The 23,093-nt window shown below is 62.4% G+C and carries 25 protein-coding genes; 21 read left to right on the forward strand and 4 right to left on the reverse strand.

What is annotated here, in order from left to right; genetic code table 11:
* The first annotated feature begins 74 nt into the window (after nucleotides 1-74).
* From F3J44_RS19935 to F3J44_RS19970, 8 genes are all read left to right on the forward strand, one after another.
* Nucleotides 75-581 carry a disulfide bond formation protein B gene (locus F3J44_RS19935; protein WP_167058793.1) on the forward strand — a complete coding sequence of 169 codons (507 nt, stop codon included), beginning with the start codon at nucleotides 75-77 and terminating at the stop codon, nucleotides 579-581.
* Nucleotides 582-1,140: 559 nt separating this feature from the next.
* Nucleotides 1,141-2,076 carry a ubiquinol oxidase subunit II gene (gene cyoA, locus F3J44_RS19940; protein WP_167058790.1) on the forward strand — a complete coding sequence of 312 codons (936 nt, stop codon included), beginning with the start codon at nucleotides 1,141-1,143 and terminating at the stop codon, nucleotides 2,074-2,076.
* A gap of 3 nt (nucleotides 2,077-2,079) precedes the next feature.
* Nucleotides 2,080-4,098, forward strand: a complete 2,019-nt coding sequence (gene cyoB / locus F3J44_RS19945) for a cytochrome o ubiquinol oxidase subunit I (RefSeq protein WP_167275316.1) — start codon at nucleotides 2,080-2,082, stop codon at nucleotides 4,096-4,098.
* Between the two features lie 3 nt (nucleotides 4,099-4,101).
* Nucleotides 4,102-4,725 carry a cytochrome o ubiquinol oxidase subunit III gene (gene cyoC / locus F3J44_RS19950; RefSeq protein ID WP_167058784.1) on the forward strand — a complete coding sequence of 208 codons (624 nt, stop codon included), beginning with the start codon at nucleotides 4,102-4,104 and terminating at the stop codon, nucleotides 4,723-4,725.
* Nucleotides 4,725-5,057 carry a cytochrome o ubiquinol oxidase subunit IV gene (cyoD, locus tag F3J44_RS19955; protein ID WP_167058781.1) on the forward strand — a complete coding sequence of 111 codons (333 nt, stop codon included), beginning with the start codon at nucleotides 4,725-4,727 and terminating at the stop codon, nucleotides 5,055-5,057. The genes cyoC and cyoD overlap by 1 nt, the downstream gene beginning before the upstream one ends.
* Nucleotides 5,058-5,068: 11 nt before the next feature.
* Nucleotides 5,069-5,956 carry a heme o synthase gene (gene cyoE, locus F3J44_RS19960; protein WP_167058778.1) on the forward strand — a complete coding sequence of 296 codons (888 nt, stop codon included), beginning with the start codon at nucleotides 5,069-5,071 and terminating at the stop codon, nucleotides 5,954-5,956.
* A gap of 281 nt (nucleotides 5,957-6,237) precedes the next feature.
* Nucleotides 6,238-7,446, forward strand: a complete 1,209-nt coding sequence (gene alaC / locus F3J44_RS19965) for an alanine transaminase (protein WP_167058775.1) — start codon at nucleotides 6,238-6,240, stop codon at nucleotides 7,444-7,446.
* 151 nt (nucleotides 7,447-7,597) lie between these two features.
* The gene (locus F3J44_RS19970; RefSeq protein WP_167058772.1) at nucleotides 7,598-7,981 is read left to right on the forward strand and encodes a YkgJ family cysteine cluster protein; all 384 of its coding nucleotides are present in this window, start codon (nucleotides 7,598-7,600) and stop codon (nucleotides 7,979-7,981) included.
* A gap of 27 nt (nucleotides 7,982-8,008) precedes the next feature.
* On the opposite strand, the gene F3J44_RS19975 is transcribed toward F3J44_RS19970, so the two are convergent.
* Nucleotides 8,009-8,464 carry a transposase gene (locus F3J44_RS19975; protein ID WP_167275319.1) on the reverse strand — a complete coding sequence of 152 codons (456 nt, stop codon included), beginning with the start codon at nucleotides 8,462-8,464 and terminating at the stop codon, nucleotides 8,009-8,011.
* 378 nt (nucleotides 8,465-8,842) lie between these two features.
* On the opposite strand from F3J44_RS19975, the gene F3J44_RS19980 reads away from it, so the two are divergent.
* From F3J44_RS19980 to F3J44_RS20005, 6 genes are all read left to right on the forward strand, one after another.
* Nucleotides 8,843-9,406 carry a GNAT family N-acetyltransferase gene (locus tag F3J44_RS19980; RefSeq protein ID WP_167275321.1) on the forward strand — a complete coding sequence of 188 codons (564 nt, stop codon included), beginning with the start codon at nucleotides 8,843-8,845 and terminating at the stop codon, nucleotides 9,404-9,406.
* Nucleotides 9,403-9,960 carry a hypothetical protein gene (locus tag F3J44_RS19985; RefSeq protein ID WP_167275323.1) on the forward strand — a complete coding sequence of 186 codons (558 nt, stop codon included), beginning with the start codon at nucleotides 9,403-9,405 and terminating at the stop codon, nucleotides 9,958-9,960. The genes F3J44_RS19980 and F3J44_RS19985 overlap by 4 nt, the downstream gene beginning before the upstream one ends.
* Nucleotides 9,961-9,971: 11 nt before the next feature.
* Nucleotides 9,972-10,349 (forward strand): lysozyme inhibitor LprI family protein, encoded by a 378-nt coding sequence (locus F3J44_RS19990; RefSeq protein ID WP_167058760.1) that lies wholly within the window; start codon nucleotides 9,972-9,974, stop codon nucleotides 10,347-10,349.
* Between the two features lie 65 nt (nucleotides 10,350-10,414).
* Nucleotides 10,415-10,942 (forward strand): sigma-70 family RNA polymerase sigma factor, encoded by a 528-nt coding sequence (locus F3J44_RS19995; protein WP_167275324.1) that lies wholly within the window; start codon nucleotides 10,415-10,417, stop codon nucleotides 10,940-10,942.
* Nucleotides 10,939-11,901 (forward strand): FecR domain-containing protein, encoded by a 963-nt coding sequence (locus tag F3J44_RS20000; RefSeq protein ID WP_167275326.1) that lies wholly within the window; start codon nucleotides 10,939-10,941, stop codon nucleotides 11,899-11,901. Before F3J44_RS19995 ends, F3J44_RS20000 begins: the two co-directional genes overlap by 4 nt.
* Nucleotides 11,902-11,983: 82 nt before the next feature.
* Nucleotides 11,984-14,488 carry a TonB-dependent receptor gene (locus F3J44_RS20005; protein ID WP_167275328.1) on the forward strand — a complete coding sequence of 835 codons (2,505 nt, stop codon included), beginning with the start codon at nucleotides 11,984-11,986 and terminating at the stop codon, nucleotides 14,486-14,488.
* Between the two features lie 129 nt (nucleotides 14,489-14,617).
* Here the strand turns inward: F3J44_RS20005 and selD are convergent, their stop codons facing one another.
* Nucleotides 14,618-15,652, reverse strand: a complete 1,035-nt coding sequence (gene selD, locus F3J44_RS20010) for a selenide, water dikinase SelD (RefSeq protein ID WP_167275329.1) — start codon at nucleotides 15,650-15,652, stop codon at nucleotides 14,618-14,620.
* 127 nt (nucleotides 15,653-15,779) lie between these two features.
* Between selD and F3J44_RS20015 the strand changes: the two genes are divergently transcribed.
* The 6 genes from F3J44_RS20015 to F3J44_RS20040 all read left to right on the forward strand — a co-directional run bounded on the left by F3J44_RS20015 (nucleotide 15,780) and on the right by F3J44_RS20040 (nucleotide 19,881).
* Nucleotides 15,780-16,634, forward strand: a complete 855-nt coding sequence (locus F3J44_RS20015) for a putative selenate ABC transporter substrate-binding protein (RefSeq protein ID WP_167275331.1) — start codon at nucleotides 15,780-15,782, stop codon at nucleotides 16,632-16,634.
* The gene (locus F3J44_RS20020) at nucleotides 16,631-17,428 is read left to right on the forward strand and encodes an ATP-binding cassette domain-containing protein (RefSeq protein ID WP_205300010.1); all 798 of its coding nucleotides are present in this window, start codon (nucleotides 16,631-16,633) and stop codon (nucleotides 17,426-17,428) included. Before F3J44_RS20015 ends, F3J44_RS20020 begins: the two co-directional genes overlap by 4 nt.
* Nucleotides 17,422-18,249, forward strand: a complete 828-nt coding sequence (locus F3J44_RS20025) for an ABC transporter permease (RefSeq protein ID WP_167275334.1) — start codon at nucleotides 17,422-17,424, stop codon at nucleotides 18,247-18,249. Before F3J44_RS20020 ends, F3J44_RS20025 begins: the two co-directional genes overlap by 7 nt.
* Nucleotides 18,246-19,013, forward strand: coding sequence for a phosphonate ABC transporter, permease protein PhnE (gene phnE / locus F3J44_RS20030; RefSeq protein ID WP_167275335.1), 768 nt, complete (start codon nucleotides 18,246-18,248; stop codon nucleotides 19,011-19,013). Before F3J44_RS20025 ends, phnE begins: the two co-directional genes overlap by 4 nt.
* Nucleotides 19,014-19,294: 281 nt before the next feature.
* Complete coding sequence (locus F3J44_RS30125) at nucleotides 19,295-19,588, forward strand: type II toxin-antitoxin system RelE/ParE family toxin (protein WP_167275337.1); 294 nt, start codon at nucleotides 19,295-19,297, stop codon at nucleotides 19,586-19,588.
* Nucleotides 19,585-19,881 (forward strand): addiction module antidote protein, encoded by a 297-nt coding sequence (locus F3J44_RS20040; RefSeq protein ID WP_167058733.1) that lies wholly within the window; start codon nucleotides 19,585-19,587, stop codon nucleotides 19,879-19,881. The genes F3J44_RS30125 and F3J44_RS20040 overlap by 4 nt, the downstream gene beginning before the upstream one ends.
* Here the strand turns inward: F3J44_RS20040 and F3J44_RS20045 are convergent.
* Nucleotides 19,878-20,357, reverse strand: a complete 480-nt coding sequence (locus tag F3J44_RS20045; RefSeq protein ID WP_167275338.1) for an N-acetyltransferase — start codon at nucleotides 20,355-20,357, stop codon at nucleotides 19,878-19,880. The two genes, F3J44_RS20040 and F3J44_RS20045, sit on opposite strands and share 4 nt — an antisense overlap.
* A gap of 115 nt (nucleotides 20,358-20,472) precedes the next feature.
* Nucleotides 20,473-21,096: a trypsin-like peptidase domain-containing protein gene (locus F3J44_RS20050; protein ID WP_205300012.1), complete on the reverse strand. Its 624-nt coding sequence runs from the start codon at nucleotides 21,094-21,096 to the stop codon at nucleotides 20,473-20,475.
* A gap of 490 nt (nucleotides 21,097-21,586) precedes the next feature.
* On the opposite strand from F3J44_RS20050, the gene F3J44_RS20055 reads away from it, so the two are divergent.
* Complete coding sequence (locus F3J44_RS20055; protein WP_167275340.1) at nucleotides 21,587-22,921, forward strand: Fic family protein; 1,335 nt, start codon at nucleotides 21,587-21,589, stop codon at nucleotides 22,919-22,921.
* Nucleotides 22,922-23,093 lie beyond the last annotated feature (172 nt).

Consider the following 23,093-nt stretch of genomic DNA (forward strand, 5'->3'; position numbering starts at 1 on the left):
TGGTCATACCTGCGTGTAGACTTGCGCCCAGGCAGGCGGAACACGCTGCCCCCTATCCATCGAAGGAATCGGCAATGAACGAACAATCTTCGCGCCTGAATCGGGAACGGCGCTTTCTGGTGCTGCTGGGGCTGATCTGCCTGGCGCTGATCGGCGGTGCGTTGTACATGCAGGTGGTACTGGGCGAGGCGCCATGCCCGCTGTGCATCCTGCAACGCTATGCCTTGCTCTTTATCGCCCTCTTCGCGTTCATTGCCGCCGCCATGCCCGGGCGCCGCAGCCTGACCTTCTTCGAAGGCCTGGTGGTGCTCAGTGCGATTGGCGGAATCATTGCGGCGGGCAACCATGTGTATATACTCGCCAACCCCATGGTCAGTTGCGGCATCGATACCCTGCAACCGATCGTCGATGACCTACCCCTGGCCAAGCTCTGGCCGCTGGTGTTCCAGGTCGACGGCTTCTGCAGCACGCCGTACCCGCCGGTTCTCGGCCTGTCGCTGGCGCAGTGGGCATTGGTCGCGTTCGTGATGACGGCGATCCTGGTTCCGCTGGGCATTTACCGCAATCGGCGCCGCCCTTAGACATAAGTCCCAAATTCGGTGGGGTCTTTTACAGCGGATGTGAACAGCGAAAAAGCCTCCCCCGCTTGACCTGGATCAAGCTCTAAGCCTTGCAGGATGCGGGTTTAGGGACTAGCAAGCGGGGTGCGACAAACTGTCGCGAAGTTGATTCGCTGGGTGCTATTGTTGCGCAATCTGTAAAAGACTGTTGCTCAATAAGTCATAGTCAAGGGTTGGCGACCTATCTACAATCGCCCCCAATTTCCGTTCGGCACTGCTTGCGAGTCGCAGGATTGAAGGAAGCCCCAGCGCTCCTTTTTGCTGACTTCGTCAAGTTTCGCCCAACGGCGATACCGGGCGGACCCCCCTCCGCGTTTTCCCGCACCAAATGGACTTGGTCTGAAGTACAGGCCTGTTGCCTACGAAACCATAAGCACCGCTAACACGCTTTGCGCCAAGGTCCTGCAGTCGGACCCCCGGCAGGAGCGAGTACGGGCGCGAAATGCCTCACTTGGCAGGACGAAGTGTTGGCTACCAAAACACAAATTGCATTGAAGCAAGCTGATCTAGAGGTCGTGAGATGAGTAAAAAGCGTTACCCCAGACTGTTTGGCATATTGCCCTTTTTAGGCATGCTTTTACTCAGTGGGTGCAACTGGACCCTGCTCGACCCGAAGGGCCAGGTGGGCATTGAGCAAAAGAACCTGATCCTGATCGCTACCGGCCTGATGCTGCTGGTGGTTATTCCGGTCATCATCATGACCGTGGCATTCGCCTGGAAGTACCGTGCTTCCAACAAGGCTGCCACCTACACCCCAGACTGGTCGCACTCGACCAAGATCGAAGCCGCGGTGTGGATCATCCCGATCATCATCATCATCGCCCTGGGTTACGTCACCTACAAGTCGACCCACAAGCTGGACCCGTACCGTCCACTGGATTCCGACGTGAAGCCGATCCAGATCGACGTGGTCGCGCTGGACTGGAAATGGCTGTTCATCTACCCAGAGCAGGGCATTGCCACCGTCAACCAGATCAACTTCCCGGCTAACGTCCCGGTGAACTTCCGCGTCACCTCCGACGCCGTGATGAACTCGTTCTTCATCCCGGGCCTGGGTGGCCAGATCTACGCGATGGCGGGCATGACCACCAAGCTGCATCTGATCGCCAACGAAAATGGCGTGTTCGACGGTATCAGCGCCAACTACAGCGGCGCTGGCTTCACCGGCATGAAATTCAAGGCCAATGCGACCTCTCAGGAAGACTTCGACAAGTGGGTCGCCGAGGTCAAGCAGTCGCCGTTGAAACTGGACAAGGCCACCTACGACGCCTTGGCCAAACCAAGCGAAAACAACCCAGTCGCGCTGTATGGCGAGGCCTCGCCTGACCAGTTCCAGCTGATCGTCGACAAGTACGAAGGCATGAACCGCGGTCGTCCGAGCCACGAAGAAGCAGGCAGCAAAGATCTGGCCACCACCGAGTCGAGTGCGCAACCAGCTGCCGGTGCAGAGGAGTAAGAGATGTTCGGTAAATTAACCCTGGAGGCGATACCCTTCCACGAGCCGATAGTCATGGTGACCATTGCCATGATCGCGCTCGGGGGTCTCGCTGTCGTCGGTCTTATCACCTATTTCCGCAAGTGGACCTACTTGTGGACCGAGTGGTTGACCACCGTCGACCACAAGAAAATCGGGGTGATGTACATCGTCGTCGCGATGGTCATGCTGCTGCGCGGCTTTGCCGACGCCATCATGATGCGTACCCAGTTGGCCGCCGCTACCGGTGGCTCGGAAGGCTACCTGCCGCCTGAACACTATGACCAGATCTTCACCGCCCACGGTGTGATCATGATCATCTTCATGGCGATGCCGTTCTTCACCGGCCTGATGAACCTGGCGGTTCCTCTGCAGATCGGTGCACGTGACGTTGCCTTCCCGTTCCTGAACTCCCTGAGCTTCTACCTGCTGCTGGCAGGCGTGCTGCTGGTGAACATCTCGCTGGGTGTTGGTGAATTCGCCAAGACCGGCTGGGTGGCCTACCCGCCGCTCGCGGGCATTCAGTACAGCCCTGGGGTGGGTGTCGACTACTACATCTGGGCGCTACAGCTCTCAGGCTTGGGTACGACACTGACCGGCGTGAACTTCCTCGTCACCGTGATGAAGATGCGCGCACCTGGCATGAAGCTGATGGACATGCCGATCTTCACCTGGACCTGCACCTGGGCCAACGTGCTGATCGTGGCTTCGTTCCCGATCCTGACCGCTGCACTCGCGCTGCTGACTGTTGACCGTTATCTGGACTTCCACATTTTCACCAACGAGCTTGGTGGGAACCCGATGATGTACGTCAACCTGTTCTGGGCGTGGGGTCACCCTGAGGTTTACATCCTGATCCTGCCGGCCTTCGGCGTGTTCTCGGAAGTGACTTCGACCTTCTCCGGCAAGCGTCTGTTCGGCCACCACTCGATGATCTACGCATCGGGCGCCATCGCCGTGCTGGGCTTCGCTGTATGGCTGCACCACTTCTTCACCATGGGTGCCGGCGCCAGCGTCAACACCTTCTTCGGCCTGGCGACGATGCTGATCTCCATTCCGACCGGTGTGAAGCTGTTCAACTGGCTGTTCACCATGTACCAGGGCCGTGTGCGCTTCACCGCACCGATGCTGTGGACCCTGGGCTTCATGATCACCTTCTCGATCGGTGGCATGACCGGCGTTCTGCTGGCTGTTCCAGGTGCTGACTTCGTGCTGCACAACAGCCTGTTCGTTATCGCTCACTTCCACAACGTGATCATTGGTGGTGCGGTATTCGGCTACATCGCCGGCTTCGCCTACTGGTGGCCAAAAGCGTTCGGCTTCAAGCTGAACGAGAAGTGGGGCAAAGCTGCCTTCTGGTTCTGGATCTCCGGCTTCTACGTTGCGTTCATGCCGCTGTACGCCCTGGGCTTCATGGGCATGACCCGTCGTCTGAACCACTCCGACAACCCACTGTGGGAACCCTACCTGTACGTAGCCGTTGTCGGCGCCGTGCTGATCCTGTTCGGTATCGCCTGCCAGCTGATCCAGATCGTCGTTTCGATCCGCGACCGCGAGCAGAACCTGGACGTGACCGGCGACCCATGGGGCGGCCGTACTCTGGAATGGTCGACTTCCTCGCCACCTCCGTTCTACAACTTCGCCCACATGCCAGAAAAAGTTGGCCTGGACTGCTGGAACGAAGCCAAGGAAGCCGGTGTTGCCTACAAGGTGCCGGGCAAGTACGAAGCGATCCACATGCCGAACAACACCGCTACCGGTCTGTTCATGGGTATGTTCCTGACCGTGTTCGGCTTCGCCTTCATCTGGCACATCTGGTGGCTGGTGGGCGCGAGCCTGTTGGCAACCATCGCAGTCTTCGTTCGCCACGCTGCACGTGACGACCAGGGCTACATGGTTCCGGCCGAAGAAGTGGCGCGCATCGAAGGCGAGCGTCTGAAGGCGCTGGCCCAAGCAGGTGCTCTGCCTGCCGGCGCACGTGTCGAATCGTTTGAACGGGTGTAATCAATGTCCAGTCAAGTAATCCACGGTGGCGCGCATGGTCATGACCATGCTCACGATGACCACCACCACGACTCGGGCCAGATGACCGTCCTCGGTTTCTGGCTGTACCTGATGACCGACTGCATCCTGTTTGCGTCGCTCTTCGCCACCTACGCGGTGCTGTCCGGCAGTTTTGCCGGCGGCCCGTCGGGTCACGACATCTTCCAGCTCGACTTCGTAGCTGTGGAAACGCTGTTCCTGCTGCTGTCCTCGATCACCTTCGGCTTCGCCATGCTGAAGATGTTCGCTGGCAAGAAAGCAGGCGTACTGGGCTGGTTGGCCGTGACCTTCCTGTTCGGTGCAGGCTTCATCGGGATGGAAATCTATGAATTCCATCACCTGATCGGCGAGGGCTTCGGCCCAACCCGCAGTGGCTTCCTGTCGGGCTTCTTCGCCCTGGTAGGCACCCACGGTCTGCACGTGACCGCCGGCCTGATCTGGATGGCAATCATGATGTACCAGATCAACAAGCACGGCATCACGCCGACCGCCAAGACCCGCATGAGCTGCCTGAGCCTGTTCTGGCACTTCCTGGACGTGGTCTGGATCTGCGTATTCACCGTCGTCTACCTGCTGGGAGTTCTGTAATGGCTAACGCACACGACACTCATCACGAAGGTAACCACGGCAGCGTCAAGTCGTACATGATCGGTTTCATCCTGTCGATCATCCTGACTGCGATCCCGTTTGGCCTGGCCATGACTGGCAGCCTGCCGAAGAACCTGACCGTTCTGATCATCGTGGCCATGGCTGTGATTCAGGTAGTGGTACACCTGGTGTACTTCCTGCACATGGACCGCTCGAAAGAGCAACGTTCCAACGTGTCGACGTTCCTGTTCACCGCGATGGTAATCGCTCTGCTGGTCGGCCTGTCGCTGTGGATCATGTTCAGCATCCACTTCGAAATGATGGCCAAGTGAGGTAAGACTGCATGTCCGTTAAGCACTTTATCCAAATCACCAAACCGGGGATCATTTTCGGTAACGTGCTTTCCGTGGCAGGCGGCTTCTTCCTTGCCTCGAAGGGCCATGTGGACTTCGCCCTGTTCCTGGCGGTGGTGATCGGTACTTCGCTGGTGGTCGCGTCCGGATGCGTGTTCAACAACTGCATCGACCGTGACATCGACCACAAGATGGAGCGCACCAAGAACCGCGTCATGGTGCAGGGCGGCATGTCGCTGACCCTCGCGCTGGCCTACGCCACCCTGCTTGGGGTGGCGGGCTTCAGCCTGCTGTATGTCCAGGCCAACCCGCTGTCGGCGTTCTGCGCAGCGGTAGGCTTCATCGTCTACGTCGGTTTCTACAGCCTGTGGCTGAAGCGCAAATCGGTGCACGGCACCTTGGTTGGCAGCCTGTCCGGTGCCATGCCTCCGGTGATCGGCTACTGCGCCGTGAGCAACAGCTTCGACCTGGCTGCAGTGACCCTGCTGGTGATGTTCAGCCTGTGGCAGATGCCGCACAGCTTCGCCATCGCGATCTTCCGCTTCAAGGACTACAGCGCTGCCAACATCCCGGTTCTGCCGGTGGCACGTGGCGTGCTGGCTGCGAAGAAGCAGATCGTGCTGTACGTGCTGGCCTTCGTGCTCGCCACCTTGATGCTCACCCTCGGCGGTTACGCCGGCCTCGGCTACCTGGCCGTGGCAGCTGCCATGGGCCTGTACTGGCTGTACATGGCCTGGGGTGGCTACAAGGCCGAGGACGACAGCAAGTGGGCGCGCAAGGTGTTCGGCTTCTCCATCCTCACCGTTACCGCCCTGAGCGTGATGATGTCGGTGGACAGCCAGACCGCAGCCGACGTGCTGATGACCTACGCGCGCTGATCGAGGCGCCTGCTTCACGAAAACCCGGCCATGTGCCGGGTTTTTTTATGGGTGTTTTCCTGTAAGGGCCTCTTCGCGGGGCAAGCCCGCTCCTACAAGGACACGCATGCCCTGAAAACGTAAACGCCTGATTTTCAAAAAATAAGACTAAAAAATCCTAACAAAACAGGAAATTACCCTTTACACGAATCCTCTTTCGGCACTATCTTCTGACTCAGGCCGCCACACAGCAGCCAGCGTCGCTCGGACGGTTCCGGGCGCTTACGTCTCCAGAGGAAACCATGGCCAATCCAGGTTCGCCGCGCCGTTTCGCGCGCATCGATCGTCTTCCCCCCTACGTCTTCAATATCACCGCCGAGCTCAAGATGGCCGCCCGCCGCCGTGGCGAGGACATCATCGACCTGAGCATGGGCAACCCCGATGGCGCCACCCCGCCGCACATCGTCGAGAAGCTGGTGCAGGTTGCCCAGCGCGAAGACACCCATGGCTACTCCACCTCTCGCGGCATCCCGCGCCTGCGCCGGGCTATCTCCAACTGGTACCAGGAACGCTACGCGGTCGATATCGACCCGGAAAGCGAAGCCATCGTCACCATTGGCTCGAAAGAGGGCCTGGCCCACCTGATGCTGGCCACCCTCGACCAGGGCGACACGGTGCTGGTGCCCAACCCCAGTTACCCCATCCATATCTATGGCGCGGTGATTGCCGGTGCCCAGGTGCGTTCCGTGCCGTTGGTGCCGGGCGTGGACTTCTTCAACGAGCTTGAGCGGGCGATTCGCGAGTCGATCCCAAAGCCCAAGATGATGATCCTCGGCTTCCCGTCCAACCCCACCGCCCAGTGCGTGGAGCTGGACTTCTTCGAGCGCGTGGTGGCCCTGGCCAAGCAGTACGATGTGCTGGTGGTGCACGACCTGGCCTATGCCGACATCGTCTACGACGGCTGGAAGGCCCCGTCGATCATGCAGGTGCCGGGCGCCAAGGACATTGCGGTGGAGTTCTTCACCTTGTCCAAGAGCTACAACATGGCCGGCTGGCGGATCGGCTTCATGGTCGGCAACCCTGAGCTGGTCAGCGCCCTGGCGCGGATCAAGAGCTACCACGACTACGGCACCTTCACCCCGCTGCAGGTGGCGGCCATCGCTGCGCTGGAGGGCGACCAGCAGTGTGTGCGCGATATCGCCGAGCAGTACCGCCAGCGCCGTAACCTGTTGGTCAAGGGCCTGCACGAGCTGGGCTGGATGGTCGAGAACCCCAAGGCGTCGATGTACGTGTGGGCGAAGATTCCCGAGCAGTACGCCCACCTGGGTTCGCTGGAGTTCGCCAAGAAGCTGCTGGCCGAGGCCAAGGTGTGTGTGTCGCCGGGCATCGGCTTCGGCGACTATGGCGACGACCATGTGCGCTTCGCCCTGATCGAAAACCCAGACCGCATTCGCCAGGCGATTCGCGGCATCCGCCAGATGTTCCGGGCCGATGGCTTGAGCCGCAAGTAATGCATTAGCCGGGCCCGCTGCGGCGGGCCCGGCTGTTGCCGATCAGCGGCCAACTATTTTTGCTGTACCCCTCTTCTCAGCCGAGCTGGCTTCGATTACAAATGGCGCGCGGGCCCAGCCCCGATAACAACAACCTTCCCTCCGTGCCATCATGTCCGAATATAACCCTTGCCTTGACTGCGGCGCCTGCTGCGGGTTTTTCCGTGTGTCCTTCTTTTGGGGTGAATGCCAGTCTGCCGGCGGTGTGGTGCCGGATGACCTGGTGGTGCAGATCAACCCGACGCGGGTCGCGATGATCGGCACCGATGCCAAGCCTTGCCGCTGCGTTAGCCTGCAGGGTGAGATTGGCCAGGAGGTGGCGTGCACCATCTACGCCAACCGCTCCAGCCCCTGCCGCGAGTTCGACGCGTCGTGGGAGGGTGGGGTGCACAACCCCAGCTGCGACGATGCACGAGCGGCCTACGGGCTGCCGCCGCTGACCCCGCCGGAGGCCAATGAGCCGCATTGGCCGGATGATGGGGCAGAGGTAGCTTGATCTGGCGGTTACGTGTTCGCGGCGGCATCACAGCCATAGTGCGTCCCAATGTGAATAATGCCTGACACTTGTAACCAGCCCGGCTCGCACGGCGTTCATGATGATGTACCGCGCTACCACTTGCACATCCTCGTCTTTGCGCAAGGCGTGGTCATGGAAGCCCCTTTGCCAGAGCTGTCCAGATTGATGGTTGTGGCGGTTTATCATCATGGTGCTGCGTGACTTCACTCTGCGCATAAGCCGCTTCAGGCTGATTGGGCCGAGCTCGATCAGCCAGTGGAAATGATCGGGCATCACTACCCAGGCAAGTGATCTGACCGCGCCTTCTTCTTGCGCTTGGCGCAATGCGCCCACCAACAGTCGGGCCGACCGTAAATCCCGGAAAATTCGTCTTCTCGACTGAGTGATGCTGGTGAGCATGTACAGTCGGCTGGTTTCTGAAAAACGGCCTAATCGCAGGTGCCGTGCGTGGGGACGATCCATGTTCCCTTCCTCGTGATGGTTTGTTCTTTAGGCTATAGCGGTTGGAGTAGGGTGGTTTGGGGGATTTGGTTCGTGGTGTTTCGGGCGGTGGGCAGGGAGATTGCGTCAGGGCCACCAGGTGCCTGCCACAATATCTTCAGCGCCTGAGAGATCGAGCGCCGCCCGCGCGGCGCATCGCAGGCAAGCCTGCTCCTACATCTGTTTCGGGCCAGTGCTCATGTGGCCACCGCGCGCGGCCCTTTGTAGGAGCAGGCTTGCCTGCGATGCGCCGCACAGCGGCGCTCGATGTGCGCACCAACACACCCCTCAAGACATACCCCCACGGTCTCCACATGACGTTAAACTGTCATCTCCCCAGCAATGGACAGGAGATCCGGCGTGACCCCACCCCGCAGTTTCCCCACTGACCTCTGCCTCGACAGCCCGCGCCTGCAATTGCGCCCCATGCGCCATGCCGACGCCGCGCAATGGCTGGCGATCATGGCCGACCCCGAGGTCATGCGTTACTGGCACCACGCGCCCTGGCAAAACCTGGCCGAAGCCGAAAGCGCCCTGGCCGCCGACCGCGAAGCCTACGCCAATGGCGACCAGCTCAAGCTGGGCATGTACCGCCGCGACAATGGCGAACTCATCGGCATGGTCCAGCTGTTCAATATCGATGACATCTCCCGCCGCGGGGAGATCGGCTACTGCCTGGCCAGCGCCGTGCAAGGCCGTGGCTACATGGACGAAGCGCTGACCTGCTTCATTGACTACCTCGCCCACACCTTGCACATGCGTCGCCTGGAAGGCGAGATCGACCCACGCAACCAAGGCTCGGCCCGCACCCTCGAACGCCAGGGCTTCGTGCTTGAAGGCACGCTGCGCGCACGCTGGTGCGTGGCCGGCGAGTTGTCCGACTCTGGCCTGTACGGCCTGCTGCTGGAGCCCCCTGTCGTATGAGCCTGGGCGCCCGTTTACCGGCCTTCTACCTCACGCTCAGCCTGGCGCTGTACCTGCTCAGCCTGGCCTTCGACGGCGCCGTGATGACTGCTGGGCGCCATATGCCAGCGCTGCAGATGTTTCTATACGGCCCGTGGGGCATCCCCTTCGGCATGTTCCAGTGGTTTGCCAACCCGCTGTTGGCGGTGGCCATCCTCTGCCATCGGCGCCTGCGCAGGTTGGCCCTGCTGCTTGGTCTGGCCGCCTTGTACCTGGCCGCCAGCAGCTTCGGTATCGAGCGGCTGCCGGACAATATCAGCTACGAATTCACCCACCGCATCGGCTTCGGCGCAGGCTTCTACCTGTGGCTGGCGGCGATTGTGGTGTTCTGCGCAGGCCAGGCCTGGCAGTGCTGGCGCGCACGCAGCAGCGCCGATGTACCGGCGTGGAACTGGCTGGATGTCGTGCTGGTTGCGGGGCTAGCGGTTACTGCCTATGCGGCGACCCAAATGCCAGCACTGCAATTCGAACCGGGCAGGGTGCTGATGCCGCCTGAGCCTGTACAAACGCTTTAGAGGGATGAGCGATGAAACATTACCTGATGGCCCTGGCCTTTTGCGCGCCGCTCGCGTTGGCCGACGACAACTCGCCGGCGTATGCCCAGTGCATGGACAAGGCCTCCAGTACAGTGGCCATGAGCGCGTGCATCCAGGCCGAAACCAAGCTGCAGGACGACCGCCTGAACCGGGTGTACAAACAACTGATGGCGAAGCTGGGCGCGGCACCGCAGAAGAGCCTGCGCGATGTGCAGCGCCAATGGATCGCGTATCGCGATGCCAATTGCAAGTTCCATGTCCAAGCCAGCGGCGGAACCCTGGCGCAATTGGAAGGTGGCATGTGCGTGCTGGACCAGACCCGCGAGCGGGCGGCGGAGCTGGAGCGAGTACTCAGCCCCGGGCAGTAGGTTGCATAGTGAGACGGCGAATAGCTACTATCCGGTAACAATTCTCACTTACGCCGCGGTGCACCATGCCTTCTGCCGACACCCCGAGCCCGTACCCGCTTGACCAGTTGTACAGCGAGCACCACGGCTGGCTGTTCGGCTGGCTGCGGCGAAAGTTGCGTTGCCCGCACAATGCCGCCGACCTGGCACAGGACACCTTCGTGCGTATCCTCGCCTCGCGCGATGCGCTGCTGAGCATGCGTGAACCGCGTGCCTTCCTGAGCACGACGGCGCGGCGGTTGCTGATCGACCGGGCGCGGCGCCAGCAGATCGAACAGGCCTACCTGGCTGAACTGGCGCTGGCCGCCGAGGCCCTGGAAGGGCACCAGTCGCCCGAGCAGGTTCATATCACCCTGCAGGCCCTGGAGCAGATCGCCTTTCTGCTGGAGGGCCTGCAGCCCAAGGCCCGCGAGGCCTTCGTCAGTTATTACCTGGACGAGTTGAGCCAACCGCAGATCGCCGAACGCCTGCAGATATCCACACGCATGGTGCGCAAATACCTGGCACAGGCCCTGGTGCACTGTCATCGCTCGCTGGATTACGCCGAACCGTGAGCATCGAGGAACAAGCAGCCGAGTGGGTGCTGCGCCTGGGCGAAGGTGACCTGGATACCCAGGAGCAGGTTGAATTCAAGGCTTGGCTGAATGCCGACCCCCGCCATCAGGCCACCCTGCAGCGCATGCAGGGCGTGGTCAGCCAGTTGCAGGCCCTGCGCCCGCAGCGCCAGCCGGTGGCGGCAGCGCTCAAGGTGGCGGCGCAGGGCGCACGCCCGGCATCGCTCAGCCGCCGCGCTGTCATCGGCCTGGTGCTGGCGGCGTCGGTACTGGGCGCGCTGCCGTTCACCGGTGTCACCCCGCCCACCTGGTTCGCCGACCTGCACACGGAACCTGGCGAGTGGCGCAGCGAAGTGCTGGCCGATGGCTCGCACCTTACCCTGGCCGGCAACGCCGTGGTCGATGTGCAGTTCACCGCCAGCGAGCGGCGTATCCGCTTGCGCCAGGGGCAAATTCTGATCGAAGTGGCCCATGACGCGGCGCGGCCATTGTTGGTGCTTACAGAAGAGGGCAGTTTCCGCGCCCTGGGCACTCGCTTTGTGGTCAGCCGTAGCACTGGGCGCAGTGAGCTGACCATGCTCGAATCGCGGGTCGAGGCCCGTAGTGCGGTGTCTGGCGACCAGTTGGTGGCCGGGCGCGGTGAGCGCGCCTGGGTTGCCCGCGATGGCCTCGGGCCGTTACCGGCGGTTGACCCACAGCGGGTCGAGCAGGCCTGGCAACACCACCAGCTGGTGGCCGACGGCGTACCGCTGGACCAAGTGCTCGATGCACTGGCCGCGCAACGTCGCGGCGTGTTGCGCTTCGACCGCCAGGCGATGCAGGGGCTGAAGGTGTCGGCGGTACTGCCGTTGGATGACAGCGAACGTGCCCTGCGCCTGTTGGCCGAAGCGTTGCCAATTCGCATCGGCGGCGTGGGGCGCTGGTGGACCACGGTCGAGCGCCTGCCCCAGGCGCGGTGAAATTCACGGTTCCGCTTTTTTGGCATGGCCCGTCAAACAAGAGGCCAACACCTTAAAAGACAAGCAAAGGAGCCGTTCGATCATGCGCCGATTTACAGGCCAACCCTCCCTCAGCCCGCTGGCGCTGTGCCTGCGCCTGGCCTGCGCCGGCCTGGTGCTGCCAGCCCTGGCCCTGCCCGCCGTGGCCGAGGAAGCTGCCCGCCGCAACTTCGATGTACCGGCGGGCAACCTGGCCCAGGTGCTCGGCCAGTTCGCCCAGCAGGCCGGCGTGCCGCTGGCATTTCCTTCCGAAGCCTTGGCCGGCCAGCACAGCGCGGGCCTGCAGGGGCTGTATTCGGTCGACAGCGGCTTTGCCGTGCTGCTGGCCGGCAGTGGCTACCGCAGCGAGCGCAGCGGCAATGGCTACCGCCTGGTGGCCGAGCCGCAGGCTGCAGCCGGTGGCGAAGTCGTGGAACTGAGCGCCACCACCGTGGCGGGGCAGGGCATGGGCGAAAGTACCGAGAACACAGGCTCCTACGCCCCGGGGCTGATCAGCGTGGGCTCCAAGAGCCCTACCAGCCTGCGCCAGACGCCGCAGTCGGTGTCGACGGTGACCCGCCAGTTGATGGAGGACCAGCAGCTGACCGACATCAATCAGGTGATGAAGGTGACCCCAGGCATCGTCACCCAGAGCACCACTTTCCGTACCCAGGACTTCTTCTCGCGCGGGTTCAGCATCCAGAACCTGCAGATCGACGGCGCCGCCCCCCAGTCGCTCGGTACTGCCATGGGCTCGTTCTACTCGTCGAACATCTTCGACATGGCCGAATTCGACCACGTCGAGGTGCTGCGCGGCACCTCGGCCTTGTACGGCGGCACCGGCGACCCAGGTGGCATCATCAACCTGGTGCGCAAGCGGCCCACCGCCTTCAACCAGCTCAAGCTGACCCTCTCGGCCGGCACCTGGGACAACTATCGCCAGGAAATCGACTTGTCCGGGCCGCTGGGTTGGGATGGCCGCCTGCGTGGGCGGCTGGTGCTGGCCAATACCGACCGCCAGTACTTCTATGACAACCGCGCCACCGAACGGCCCCTGGCCTACGGTGTGCTCGAAGCAGATGTTACCGACGACACCCTGCTTACCTTTGGTGCGCGTTACAACAAGGCCCACGAGACCGGCACCAACAACTCGCTGCCGCGCTACAGCAACGGTGCCGACCTGAACTTGCCGCGGCACACGGGCCTGACGCAGAAATGGGCTTACCTCGACGCCACGGCGCGCGAGTACTTCGCCAAGGTCGACCACCGTTTCAACGACGACTGGAAGCTCAACCTGAGCTACACCAACACCTGGGACCTGGGCCTGTTCAAGAGCGCCACGACCCTGAACGCGGTCAATGCCGCCACCGGCACCGGGGCGACCTGGTACGGCACCCGGGTTCGCCAGGAGAACGAGCAGCAGTTGTACGACGGTAACGTTTCCGGCCACTTCCAGGCATTTGGCCTGGACCATGAAGTGGTGTTCGGTGCCGACTACCAGCGTATCGACAGCCGTTGGCAGGGCACGGCGCCGTTTGCCGCTTCGGGCGCGCCGGCCAACCTGTTCGACCCAGACAGCACAGCGTTCGAAAACCCGGGCAATGCGCAGCCGTACCTGCGCGACTACAGCCCCAACTCGCAGCGCCAATATGGCCTGTACGGCAGCCTGCGCCTGCAATTGGCCGAGCCGCTGCACGTAATTCTCGGCGCGCGCGCCCAGCGCTTCCACTTCTGGCAGACCTACACCAATGCGCTGACCACGCCAGCGAGCGTTTCCAGCCCCGAGCAGCGCATCGGCACCAAGGTCACGCCGTTCGCCGGGCTGGTCTACGACCTGGACGATCAATGGTCGGCCTACGCCAGCTATGCGGAAATCTTCAAGCCGCAATCGAGCCGCCTGGCCGGCCCGGAAGGTTCGAGCACCGCGCTGGAGCCGATGACCGGCAAAACCTACGAGACGGGCCTGAAGGGTGAGCTGTTCAATGGGGCGGTGAACACCAGTGTGGCGCTGTACTACACCACCCGCGAAAACGAGGCGGTGCAGGACCCGGCCTACGCCTTCACCAGTGCTGGCTTCTCGGGCAGCTGCTGCTACGTCTCCACTGGCAAGGTGGTGAGCAAGGGCGTGGATGTGGAGATGTCCGGCGAGCTGCTGCCGGACTGGATGCTGGTGGGGGGCTACACCTTCAACCTCAACCGCAACCGCACGGCCGACTCGCCCCTGAGCACGGTGACGCCCAAGCACCTGTTCAAGCTCTACACCACCTACCGCCTGCCGGGCGTGCTCAGCGATTTTAAGGTGGGCGGCGGCGTGCAGGTGCAGAGCGCGACCTACACCAGTGGTACGGCGGTCACTGGCGGGCAGACGGTGGCGTTCGACTACCAACAGAGCGGCTATGCGATCTGGAATGCGTTGCTTGACTACCGGGTGGACGATCACTGGAACGTGACGCTCAACGGCAACAACCTGTTCGACAAGAAGTATTACGAGACGGTCGGGACTTCGACCTATGGCAACTACTATGGCGAGCCGCGTAACTTCATGGTGACCTTGCGCGGGACTTATTGAGGGCAGGGGACGAGCGCCGCTGCGCGGCGCATCGCGAGCTGCGCTCGCTCCTACGAGATCTGCGCAGGGTCGGCCTGGCCCCCCGTAGGAGCGAGCAAAGCTCGCGATGCGCCGCCCAGGCGGCGCGCTTCAGACAACCTCCACCGCGTGCGCCTGTCGCCCCACCAACCGGCCAATCGGCGCCAGCTTCAGGCCCAGTTCAACCGCCACAGCCAAGAACTCCGCTTCCCCCTCCGGGGCCACGGCCACCAGCAGCCCGCCGCTGGTCTGCGGGTCGCACAGCAGATGTTTCTGCGCCTCGCTCAACGCGCCGAGCTTGTGCCCGTAACTGTCGTAGTTACGCAGGGTGCCGCCGGGAATGCAGCCTTCGGCCAGGTAATGCTCCACGCTCGGCAGCCGCGGCACGGCGGCATAATCCAAGTGCGCGGTCAGGCCGCTGCCCTCGGCCAGCTCCACCAAGTGGCCAAGCAGGCCGAAGCCGGTGACGTCGGTCATCGCCTTGACCCCGTCGAGCTTGCCGAAACGGCTACCCGGTGTGTTCAGCCTGCACATCCAGTCCCGCGCTACCCCCTGGTCCTGCTCACGCAGCCTGGCCTTCTTCTCGGCCGTGGTGAGAATGCCGATGCCCAGCGGCTTGGTCAGGTACAGGCGGCAACCGGCGGTTGCGGTGTCGTTGCGCTTGAGGTGGCGCTTGCTGACCACACCGGTGACGGCCAGGCCGAAGATCGGTTCCGGGGCGTCGATGGAATGGCCGCCGGCCAGGGGGATGCCCGCTTCGGCGCACGCGGCGCGGCCACCGCGAATCACTTCACGGGCCACTTCCGGGGCCAGCACATTGATCGGCCAGCCGAGGATGGCAATGGCCATCAATGGGTCGCCGCCCATGGCGTAGATATCGCTGATGGCGTTGGTGGCGGCGATGCGGCCGAAGTCGTAAGGGTCATCGACGATGGGCATGAAGAAGTCGGTGGTCGACACCACCCCGCGCTCGTCGTCCAGAGCGTACACCGCCGCATCGTCACGGGAGGCATTGCCTACCCATAGCTTCGGGTCCAGGGCCTGGGCGCCGCTCTCGGCGAGGATTACGTCCAGTACCTTGGGAGAGATCTTGCAGCCACATCCGGCACCGTGGCTGTACTGGGTCAGGCGGATCGGCTCGCTCATAAGCACCTCGCGAAGGGGTGAGTCGTTGCGCGAGTTTAGCAAAACTGGCCATCGCGCCCGGGCCTCTTATACTTCCCAGCGTCGGCACCACCGCCGGCTTCGTCTGCAACCGCCCCGGAGAATTGCCATGCTCAATCGCTCCCTGGCGCTGGCCGCCGGCCTTGTGCTGTCGTGCTGCGCCGTTGTTGCCCAGGCTGCAGAAACCTTGCGGGTCAGTGCCATTCCCGACGAGGCCCCCACCGAACTGCTGCGCAAGTTCGAGCCACTGGGCAAGTACCTGTCACAGAAGCTGGGCATGGAGGTGAAGTTCGTGCCGGTGGCCGACTACCCGGCGGTGGTCGAGGCGCTGGCCAGCAACCGCCTGGACCTGGCCTGGCTGGGTGGCTTCACCTTCGTTCAGGTGCATCTCAAAGACCCCAGCGCCACGGCACTGGTGCAGCGCGAGCAGGACGCCCAGTTCACCTCCAAGTTCATCACCGCCAACCCCGAGGTGAAGAGCCTGGCCGACCTCAAGGGCAAGTCGTTCGCCTTCGGCTCCATCTCCTCCACCTCCGGCAGCCTGATGCCGCGCTACTTCATGCTCAAGGAAGACAACATCAAGCCTGAGAGCTACTTCAGCCGTGTGGCCTATTCCGGCGCCCACGATGCCACCGTGGCCTGGGTTCAGGCGGGCAAGGTCGACGGTGGGGTGCTCAATGCCAGCGTGTGGCAGAAGCTGGTCGATGCCGGCAAGGTCGATACCAGCAAAGTGAAGGTGTTCGCCACCACACCGGCCTATTACGACTACAACTGGACGGTGCGCGGCAGCATGGAGCCGGCGCTCAAGGCCAGGATCAAGCAAGCCTTCCTCGACCTGGACCCTGCCAACCCGGAGCACAAGGCCATCCTCGACCTGCAGGCGGCCAGCCGCTTCATCGAGACCAAGCCGGAGAACTACGTGGGTACCGAACAAGCCGCGCGTGAGGCCGGCCTGCTCAAGTGACACTGCATGTGCAGGGCGCGGGCCTGCGCCATGGCCAGATGCGTGCGCTCGGTGCGGTGAGCCTGCGCATCGGCAAGGGGGAGCGGGTGGCGATCATCGGCCCCTCCGGGGCGGGCAAGTCCAGCCTGCTGCAGTTGATGGCCACGGCGTTGCAACCGAGCAGCGGCCAGCTGGAGGTGTTGGGCGAGCAGCCTTGGGCGCTGTCGGCCCGGGCACGCCAGCGCCTGCGTGCGCGAATTGGCCTGGTGCACCAGGCGCCGCCGCTGCCGCCACGCCAGCGCGTGGTAACGGCGGTACTGGCAGGCCGCTTGGGGCAGTGGGGCCTATTGCGCGGGTTATTCAACCTGCTGCACCCGACCGATGTGCTCGGTGCGCGTCAGGTGTTGGCCGAGTTGGGGTTGGCTGAAAAGCTGTTCGTGCAGTGCGGGCAACTGTCGGGCGGGCAGTTGCAGCGCGTGGGCATTGCCCGGGTGCTGTACCAGCGCCCGGACTTGCTGCTAGCCGATGAGCCGGTGTCGGCGATGGACCCGGTACTGGCCGAGCACAGCCTGGCGTTGCTCAACCGCCATGCCCAGGCCAATGGCGTCACCCTGGTGGCCAGCCTGCATGCTGTTGAACTGGCCTTGGCGCATTTCCCCCGAATCATCGGCATCCGTGAAGGCGATGTGGTGTTCGACTGCCCGGCCCAGGCGGTGACCGAGGCGTTGCTCGCGGGCTTGTACGCCAACGAGCAGCTGGCCTCGTCAACTGCAAGCCAGAGGGCTGCGGTGACAGTGCAGATTCCGCGATGCTGAAGGCCGGTGCCCGCGACCCTGCCGCCTGGCCGCGCCTGCTGTTGGCCCTGCTGGCGCTGGCGGTGTTGTGGCCTGGGCTGCGCTTGAGCGAACTGAACCCGTGGGTGCTGCTGCAGGCGCACAACCGTCAGCAGATCGCCAGCTTCACCGGCGCGTTCTGGCCACCGGCCCATGGCGATGAATTCCTCAAGCTGCTGTACGAAGCCACCTTGCAAACCCTGGCGGTCGCCACCGCTGGCATGGCCCTGGCGCTGTTGCTGGCGGTTCCGGCCAGCCTGCTGGCCAGCCGGGCATTGTCGCTGCGCGCGGCCTCCCGGGGTGGCCACGCCGGGGTGTGGTCGCGGCTGCTGCGCCTGCCGGTGCGTGGCGTGCTGATCTTCCTGCGCAGCGTGCCGGAGATCGTCTGGGCATTGCTGTTCGTGCGCGCCGTTGGCCTGGGGCCTACCGCTGGGGTGCTGGCCATCGCCATCACCTACAGCGGCATGCTCGGCAAGGTTTACGCCGAGATTTTCGAGTCGGTCGACCAGCGCCCGGCGCATGCCTTGCTGCAGGCCGGCAGCGGGCGGCTGGCCGCGTTCTGCTACGGCATTCTGCCCAGTGCTTCGGCAGAGGTGGTGTCCTACACCGTGTACCGCTGGGAGTGCGCGGTGCGCGCTTCGGTGGTGATGGGCTTCGTCGGGGCCGGTGGCCTGGGCCAGCAGATCGACCTGTCCATGCGCATGTTCGCCGGTGGCGAGGTGGCAACCATGCTGCTGGCGTTTCTGGGGCTGGTGCTGCTGGCTGATGGGCTGAGCCGCTTGTTGCGCGGGCGGCTGGCATGAACCGGTTGCTCAACCTGCTGGTGATCGCGGCCATTGTGGCAGCGGTGGTGGGTTCGTTCGGCTACTTGCAACTGGACCTGCATGCGCTGCTGGGGGACGGCGGCCTGGGGCAGATGGGCGAATATGCCGCGCGCTTCCTGCACCCGGACTTTTCTGCCGAGCACTTGCAGGCGGTGGCCCGGGGTGCGTTGGAAACGCTGGCCATGTCGGGGCTGGGCACATTGTTGGCCATGCTGCTGGGGATGCTGCTGGCGTTGCCGGCTGCGGGGCGTTTCGGCGGGCTGCTGCAAGCGCTGTCGCGGCTGCTGCTCAATGCCCTGCGGGCCATTCCGGAGCTGGTGTGGGCGGCGCTGACCGTGCTGGCGGCGGGGCTGGGGCCGAACGCCGGTACGCTGGCGTTGGCCCTGCATACCTCGGGGGTGCTGGGGCGCTTGTTCGCCGAGGCGCTGGAGAATGCGCCGGAGGAACCCGCGGCGGCGATTCGCCTGCAAGGTGGCGGGCAGTTGGCGGCGTTCTGCTATGGCACCTTGCCGAACCTGTGGCCGCAATGGCTGGCCTACAGCTTGTACCGCTGGGAGAACAACATCCGCATGGCCAGCGTGCTGGGCCTTGTAGGTGCTGGAGGGCTTGGGCAGATGCTCTACACCACCCTCAGCCTGTTCCAGGAGGCCCAGGCCAGCACGGTGATCCTGGCCATGCTGGTGCTGGTATTGCTGGTGGATGCGCTGAGCGATGTACTGCGCCAGCGCTATGTGCGCGTCTGACCTGCGCGACCTCACCACATCCCCTCCACACGAGTATTTGCGTGCGATGGCGTCTTTCACACGGGAAACCTCGAAACCCAGGGCGTGAACACTCTGAGGTCGGAGGGGATTGAAGCTTCGAGGGGGAATGTTGCAAAGGATTTTATAGCGGAAGCACAGAGACAATTCTGACCACGTTTAAAGATCGCTCTGAATTCCCAATGCAGGAGAGGCGCGACAGAGTGGGGCGCGTCAATACTTGTAAAGGGTGTATCCATACGGATACTATTGGGTGGTCGCTTGTGTTTCTTGTAGAACAAACGGAAAGCTTTGCTGACTGGTTATCCAGTTTGAGAGATTTGAGGGCTCAGCTTGCAATCGGTCGCAGACTGGAGCGAGCGGCTATGGGAAATCTTGGTGACACTAAATGGCTTGGGGGCGGCATTGGTGAGCTTCGAATAGATGTAGCGGCCGGGTATCGTGTCTATTTCACACTCAAGGGTCAAAGGTTGGTGCTGCTACTGGTCGGCGGTGACAAATCCACGCAGGCTGCAGATATTCGCAAGGCCAGAAAGCTGTTGGAGGATATGAAATGAGTGAAAAGCTAATTCCGTTCGATATGGCAGCCTTGCTGAACAGCGATGAGGCAATCAGCGAGTACCTTAGCCAAGTGCTATCGGACGGGGATACCGAAGAAATCATCCGGGCATTGGGCCATATCGCACGTGCGCGAGGGATGACCCAGATCGCCAGCGACAGCGGCCTGGGCAGGGAAAGCCTGTACAAAGCCTTGAGCCCGGGCGCAAAGCCTCGGTTCGACACCGTTCTGAAAGTCATTCGTGCCTTGGGTGTAGACCTTCTCGTACAGCCTCATGCCACCTCCCGCTAGCCCAATACCTGCTTCATTTGCACCAGCGCCACGCGGGTGCCATCCCATGTCTGGCGTTCTTCAACGCCAAACGGCACGAACCCCAGCTGTGGATAAAGCAGCAACCCTGCGGTGTTGTGGTTGAAGCACGACACCCACAACTCCCGTGCGGCGAACTGCTCGCGGGCCAGGTTGATCATGCACTGCACCAGGTAGCGGGCGACGCCATGCCCGCGTGCGGCAGGGGCCACCACCAGGTTGCCAAGGGCGCAAACACCGCCGTGTTCGGCCTTGTAGAAGTTGGCAAAGCCCAGCACCAGGCCCTGGCCTTCGACCACGGTGGAGGCGCTGCGCTGGGCGATGGCGTCGCTCAGTTGCAAGGGGGTGAGCGGGTAGGTGGCCTTGGGGAACATGTAGAACAGCTCGTCCGGGCCCTGGGGGAAGCAGCAGATCACGGGAATGTCGCCGGACTGAACGGGGCGGTGGGTGAGGTGCATGGCAGATCCTTCTTCCATTGGGTGTTGGCGGCACCCGCGCAACCGGCAGGTGTGATGGCGTGGATTAATTGATAGCACACCGCCCCGCCCGCCGCGCCGCAGCCTGTCGTTTCCGTCAGGGTTTGCTCGCCACCGCCACGTAGCCCTTGATTGCAGCTGGCTTGCCATGGGGCTTGCCCTTGTGCGCCAGGTACTGGAAGCGGCGCCATTCCTTGTCGATTTCACTGTACGACATGAACACGCTGACCCGCTGGGTGCCGGCCAGGTCCGGGCGGCTGCGGGCGTCGATGCTGTCCTTGGCGATGTAGGCGACGTTGATGCCCAGTACCTTGCCGTCTTCGCCGAACAACGGCCCGCCGGACATGCCCTTGACGATCGGGCCATCGTGCACCGAATAGAACACGCTGCCCGGCGTGCCATCGAGGCGCACCAGGGACGCCAGGGTATGGCCCTTGCCCTGCATCGGCATCATGAAGCTGTTGAAGCCCACCGCCGTCACCGCCTCACCCGGAACGAACTGGCGCCACTGTGGCACCTTGCTGGCTTTGTGCTTGAAGAACACCACGTCACCCAGCCCTTCATGCACCACGTTGCGCAGGAACGGGGTGTGCTTGGCGGTGACGGCGTAGTCTTCGTTCCACTGAATGGCGCTGGCCATTAGCAGCATCGGCAGGGGGGCACCGGAGGTGACCACGAAAGCCTGGTCGTAGGCAGGGTTTGATTCAGTTGCGGTGGGCATTCCATTGCACCCGCTGAGCAGCATCATTGCTGCCATCCAGGGCGCGGTTTTAGTCATGGTTCACGCAGCGGTGGTGTGAAAGGGAGCGCAAATATGGCGAAGAGCCATCATTCTGGCAATACTTTATGTATATACCCGACGAGCGACAGCTTATTGCCACTATTGGTGGGCAGGCCAATTGAATGCATGGATGGGAGCAGAGGGCGGTGGCGGGGGAGTTGGCGTCAAAAATGGCAGGTTGCGATTCCTATGTGGGAGCAACTGTCCTGCTCGCGCAATTCCTGTGGGAGCGGGCTTGCCCGCAAACACGGGCGAAGCCCGTGCCATCCACTTCATCGCCTGCTTTCCGTCAACGCTTGTTGGGATGACTGGGCTGGGTTGAGCTCTATTGAGCTGCATTGAGCTGCATTGAGCTGCATTGAGCTGCATTGAGCTGCATTGAGCTGCATTGAGCTATATTGAGCTGTATTGAGCTGGATCCGGAGATACCATGACTTTACCCAACAAGATTCTGACCGAGTTGCGCCGTGGTCAGGCCCTCAGTTCTCGCGAATTGGCCGAACGCCTCGACGCGAGCTGGTCGACAGTCAAGCGCCATCTGGAACTCTTGCTGGATTCGGGCAAGGTCGAGCGCGAGAAAGATGGCCGTACCAGACGGTATCGACAGGTCGCTGTTCCGCCGTCTGCTGGCATCAATACGCAATCAAATGGCTTCGCCGAGATCCCCTGGTCACCGCAAAGCCGCTCTCTGCGCGCCTCGCTGCTTCAGCCTTTGGCAATGCGCGAGGTGGTGACATACCAGCGGGAATTGGTAGATAACTACCAACCGAATCACAGCGCATGGCTGCCCCGTAACCAGGCTGCCGCACTCGAAGTCGAAGGGCAGATGCGCGGCCAGCAGCCAGCAGGCACTTATGCCCGCAAGGTGCTGGAACCCCTGCTGATCGACCTGTCCTGGTCATCGTCGCGCTTGGAGGGTAACCGTTACTCCCTGCTCGATACAGAAAGGCTCTTCAAAAGTGGTGTCACGGACGGCGATCTGGACGCGGTCATGCTGCTCAATCACAAGGCTGCAATCGAATTCATGGTCGATGCGGTACCTGAATATGGCCTCAACTCGGCAGTGATCAGCAATCTGCACGCCTTGCTGATGCAGGACTTGCTGGCAGATGGGACTGCGCTTGGCAGCATTCGCCAGACTGTCGTCAACATCAGCGGTACAACCTATTTTCCAACCCAGCTACCTTCGTTGCTGGAAGAAATGTTCGAGCGGGTGCTGGATAAGGCGAGGCAGATCAAGAATCCGATCGAAGCGGCCTTCTTCCTGTGGATAAACCTGGCATACCTGCAACCGTTCGAAGACGGTAACAAGCGCACGAGCCGGTTGGCAGCAAACATCCCGCTGATGCTCTACAACTGCTCGCCGCTGTCGTTCCTGGATGTCGACCCGCAGGACTACGCCCTGGCCATGATGGGTGTTTACGAGCAGCGGGACATGGCCATGGCGGCTGATCTGTTCGTTTGGGTTTATCGGCGTTCCATCAGTAAGTATGGCGTGATGATCGAAGCCATGGGGGTGCCTGACCCTGTTCGTCTTCACTATCGGGAGTGGTTGAACGAGGCGATCAATGCGGTGGTGCGCGAGCGTCTGACGGTGCAGCAGGTGGTGGGCGGGCTGGATCTGTCAGCAGAAGAAAAGGAGCAGTTTGAGCCGTTGTTGCGCAGTGAACTGAAGCTCCTGGCGTTGCATAACTGCGCTCGCTATCGGTTGAGCATGAAGCAGGTGAAGGCGTGGATTGATGCAGGTCGGCCTGGCGACCGTTGATGCCTGGGGTTTGGGCGGATTAATAACAGGCACAATTAGGCTGCAATCGACCCAGGCTGTGTGAAAACGCCAGTGATTGTCTAACCTTCTGATCGTCGAGATCGTGGCGGGGACGATCATGAAACGGTTCATTGAGGGTGAGGCTCGGACGCAAGTCACGTTGCTGCCGGAG

It is taken from the genome of Pantoea sp. Tr-811 (assembly GCF_011752535.1).
Taxonomy (GTDB): domain Bacteria; phylum Pseudomonadota; class Gammaproteobacteria; order Pseudomonadales; family Pseudomonadaceae; genus Aquipseudomonas.

Coding starts and splice junctions, on each gene's coding strand:
- F3J44_RS19935 (WP_167058793.1), top strand. CDS start 75: ATGAACGAACAATCTTCGCGCCTGAATCGGGAACGGCGCTTTCTGGTG.
- cyoA (WP_167058790.1), top strand. CDS start 1,141: ATGAGTAAAAAGCGTTACCCCAGACTGTTTGGCATATTGCCCTTTTTA.
- cyoB (WP_167275316.1), top strand. CDS start 2,080: ATGTTCGGTAAATTAACCCTGGAGGCGATACCCTTCCACGAGCCGATA.
- cyoC (WP_167058784.1), top strand. CDS start 4,102: ATGTCCAGTCAAGTAATCCACGGTGGCGCGCATGGTCATGACCATGCT.
- cyoD (WP_167058781.1), top strand. CDS start 4,725: ATGGCTAACGCACACGACACTCATCACGAAGGTAACCACGGCAGCGTC.
- cyoE (WP_167058778.1), top strand. CDS start 5,069: ATGTCCGTTAAGCACTTTATCCAAATCACCAAACCGGGGATCATTTTC.
- alaC (WP_167058775.1), top strand. CDS start 6,238: ATGGCCAATCCAGGTTCGCCGCGCCGTTTCGCGCGCATCGATCGTCTT.
- F3J44_RS19970 (WP_167058772.1), top strand. CDS start 7,598: ATGTCCGAATATAACCCTTGCCTTGACTGCGGCGCCTGCTGCGGGTTT.
- F3J44_RS19975 (WP_167275319.1), bottom strand. CDS start 8,464: ATGGATCGTCCCCACGCACGGCACCTGCGATTAGGCCGTTTTTCAGAA.
- F3J44_RS19985 (WP_167275323.1), top strand. CDS start 9,403: ATGAGCCTGGGCGCCCGTTTACCGGCCTTCTACCTCACGCTCAGCCTG.
- F3J44_RS19990 (WP_167058760.1), top strand. CDS start 9,972: ATGAAACATTACCTGATGGCCCTGGCCTTTTGCGCGCCGCTCGCGTTG.
- F3J44_RS19995 (WP_167275324.1), top strand. CDS start 10,415: ATGCCTTCTGCCGACACCCCGAGCCCGTACCCGCTTGACCAGTTGTAC.
- F3J44_RS20005 (WP_167275328.1), top strand. CDS start 11,984: ATGCGCCGATTTACAGGCCAACCCTCCCTCAGCCCGCTGGCGCTGTGC.
- selD (WP_167275329.1), bottom strand. CDS start 15,652: ATGAGCGAGCCGATCCGCCTGACCCAGTACAGCCACGGTGCCGGATGT.
- F3J44_RS20015 (WP_167275331.1), top strand. CDS start 15,780: ATGCTCAATCGCTCCCTGGCGCTGGCCGCCGGCCTTGTGCTGTCGTGC.
- F3J44_RS20025 (WP_167275334.1), top strand. CDS start 17,422: ATGCTGAAGGCCGGTGCCCGCGACCCTGCCGCCTGGCCGCGCCTGCTG.
- phnE (WP_167275335.1), top strand. CDS start 18,246: ATGAACCGGTTGCTCAACCTGCTGGTGATCGCGGCCATTGTGGCAGCG.
- F3J44_RS20040 (WP_167058733.1), top strand. CDS start 19,585: ATGAGTGAAAAGCTAATTCCGTTCGATATGGCAGCCTTGCTGAACAGC.
- F3J44_RS20045 (WP_167275338.1), bottom strand. CDS start 20,357: ATGCACCTCACCCACCGCCCCGTTCAGTCCGGCGACATTCCCGTGATC.
- F3J44_RS20050 (WP_205300012.1), bottom strand. CDS start 21,096: ATGCCCACCGCAACTGAATCAAACCCTGCCTACGACCAGGCTTTCGTG.
- F3J44_RS20055 (WP_167275340.1), top strand. CDS start 21,587: ATGACTTTACCCAACAAGATTCTGACCGAGTTGCGCCGTGGTCAGGCC.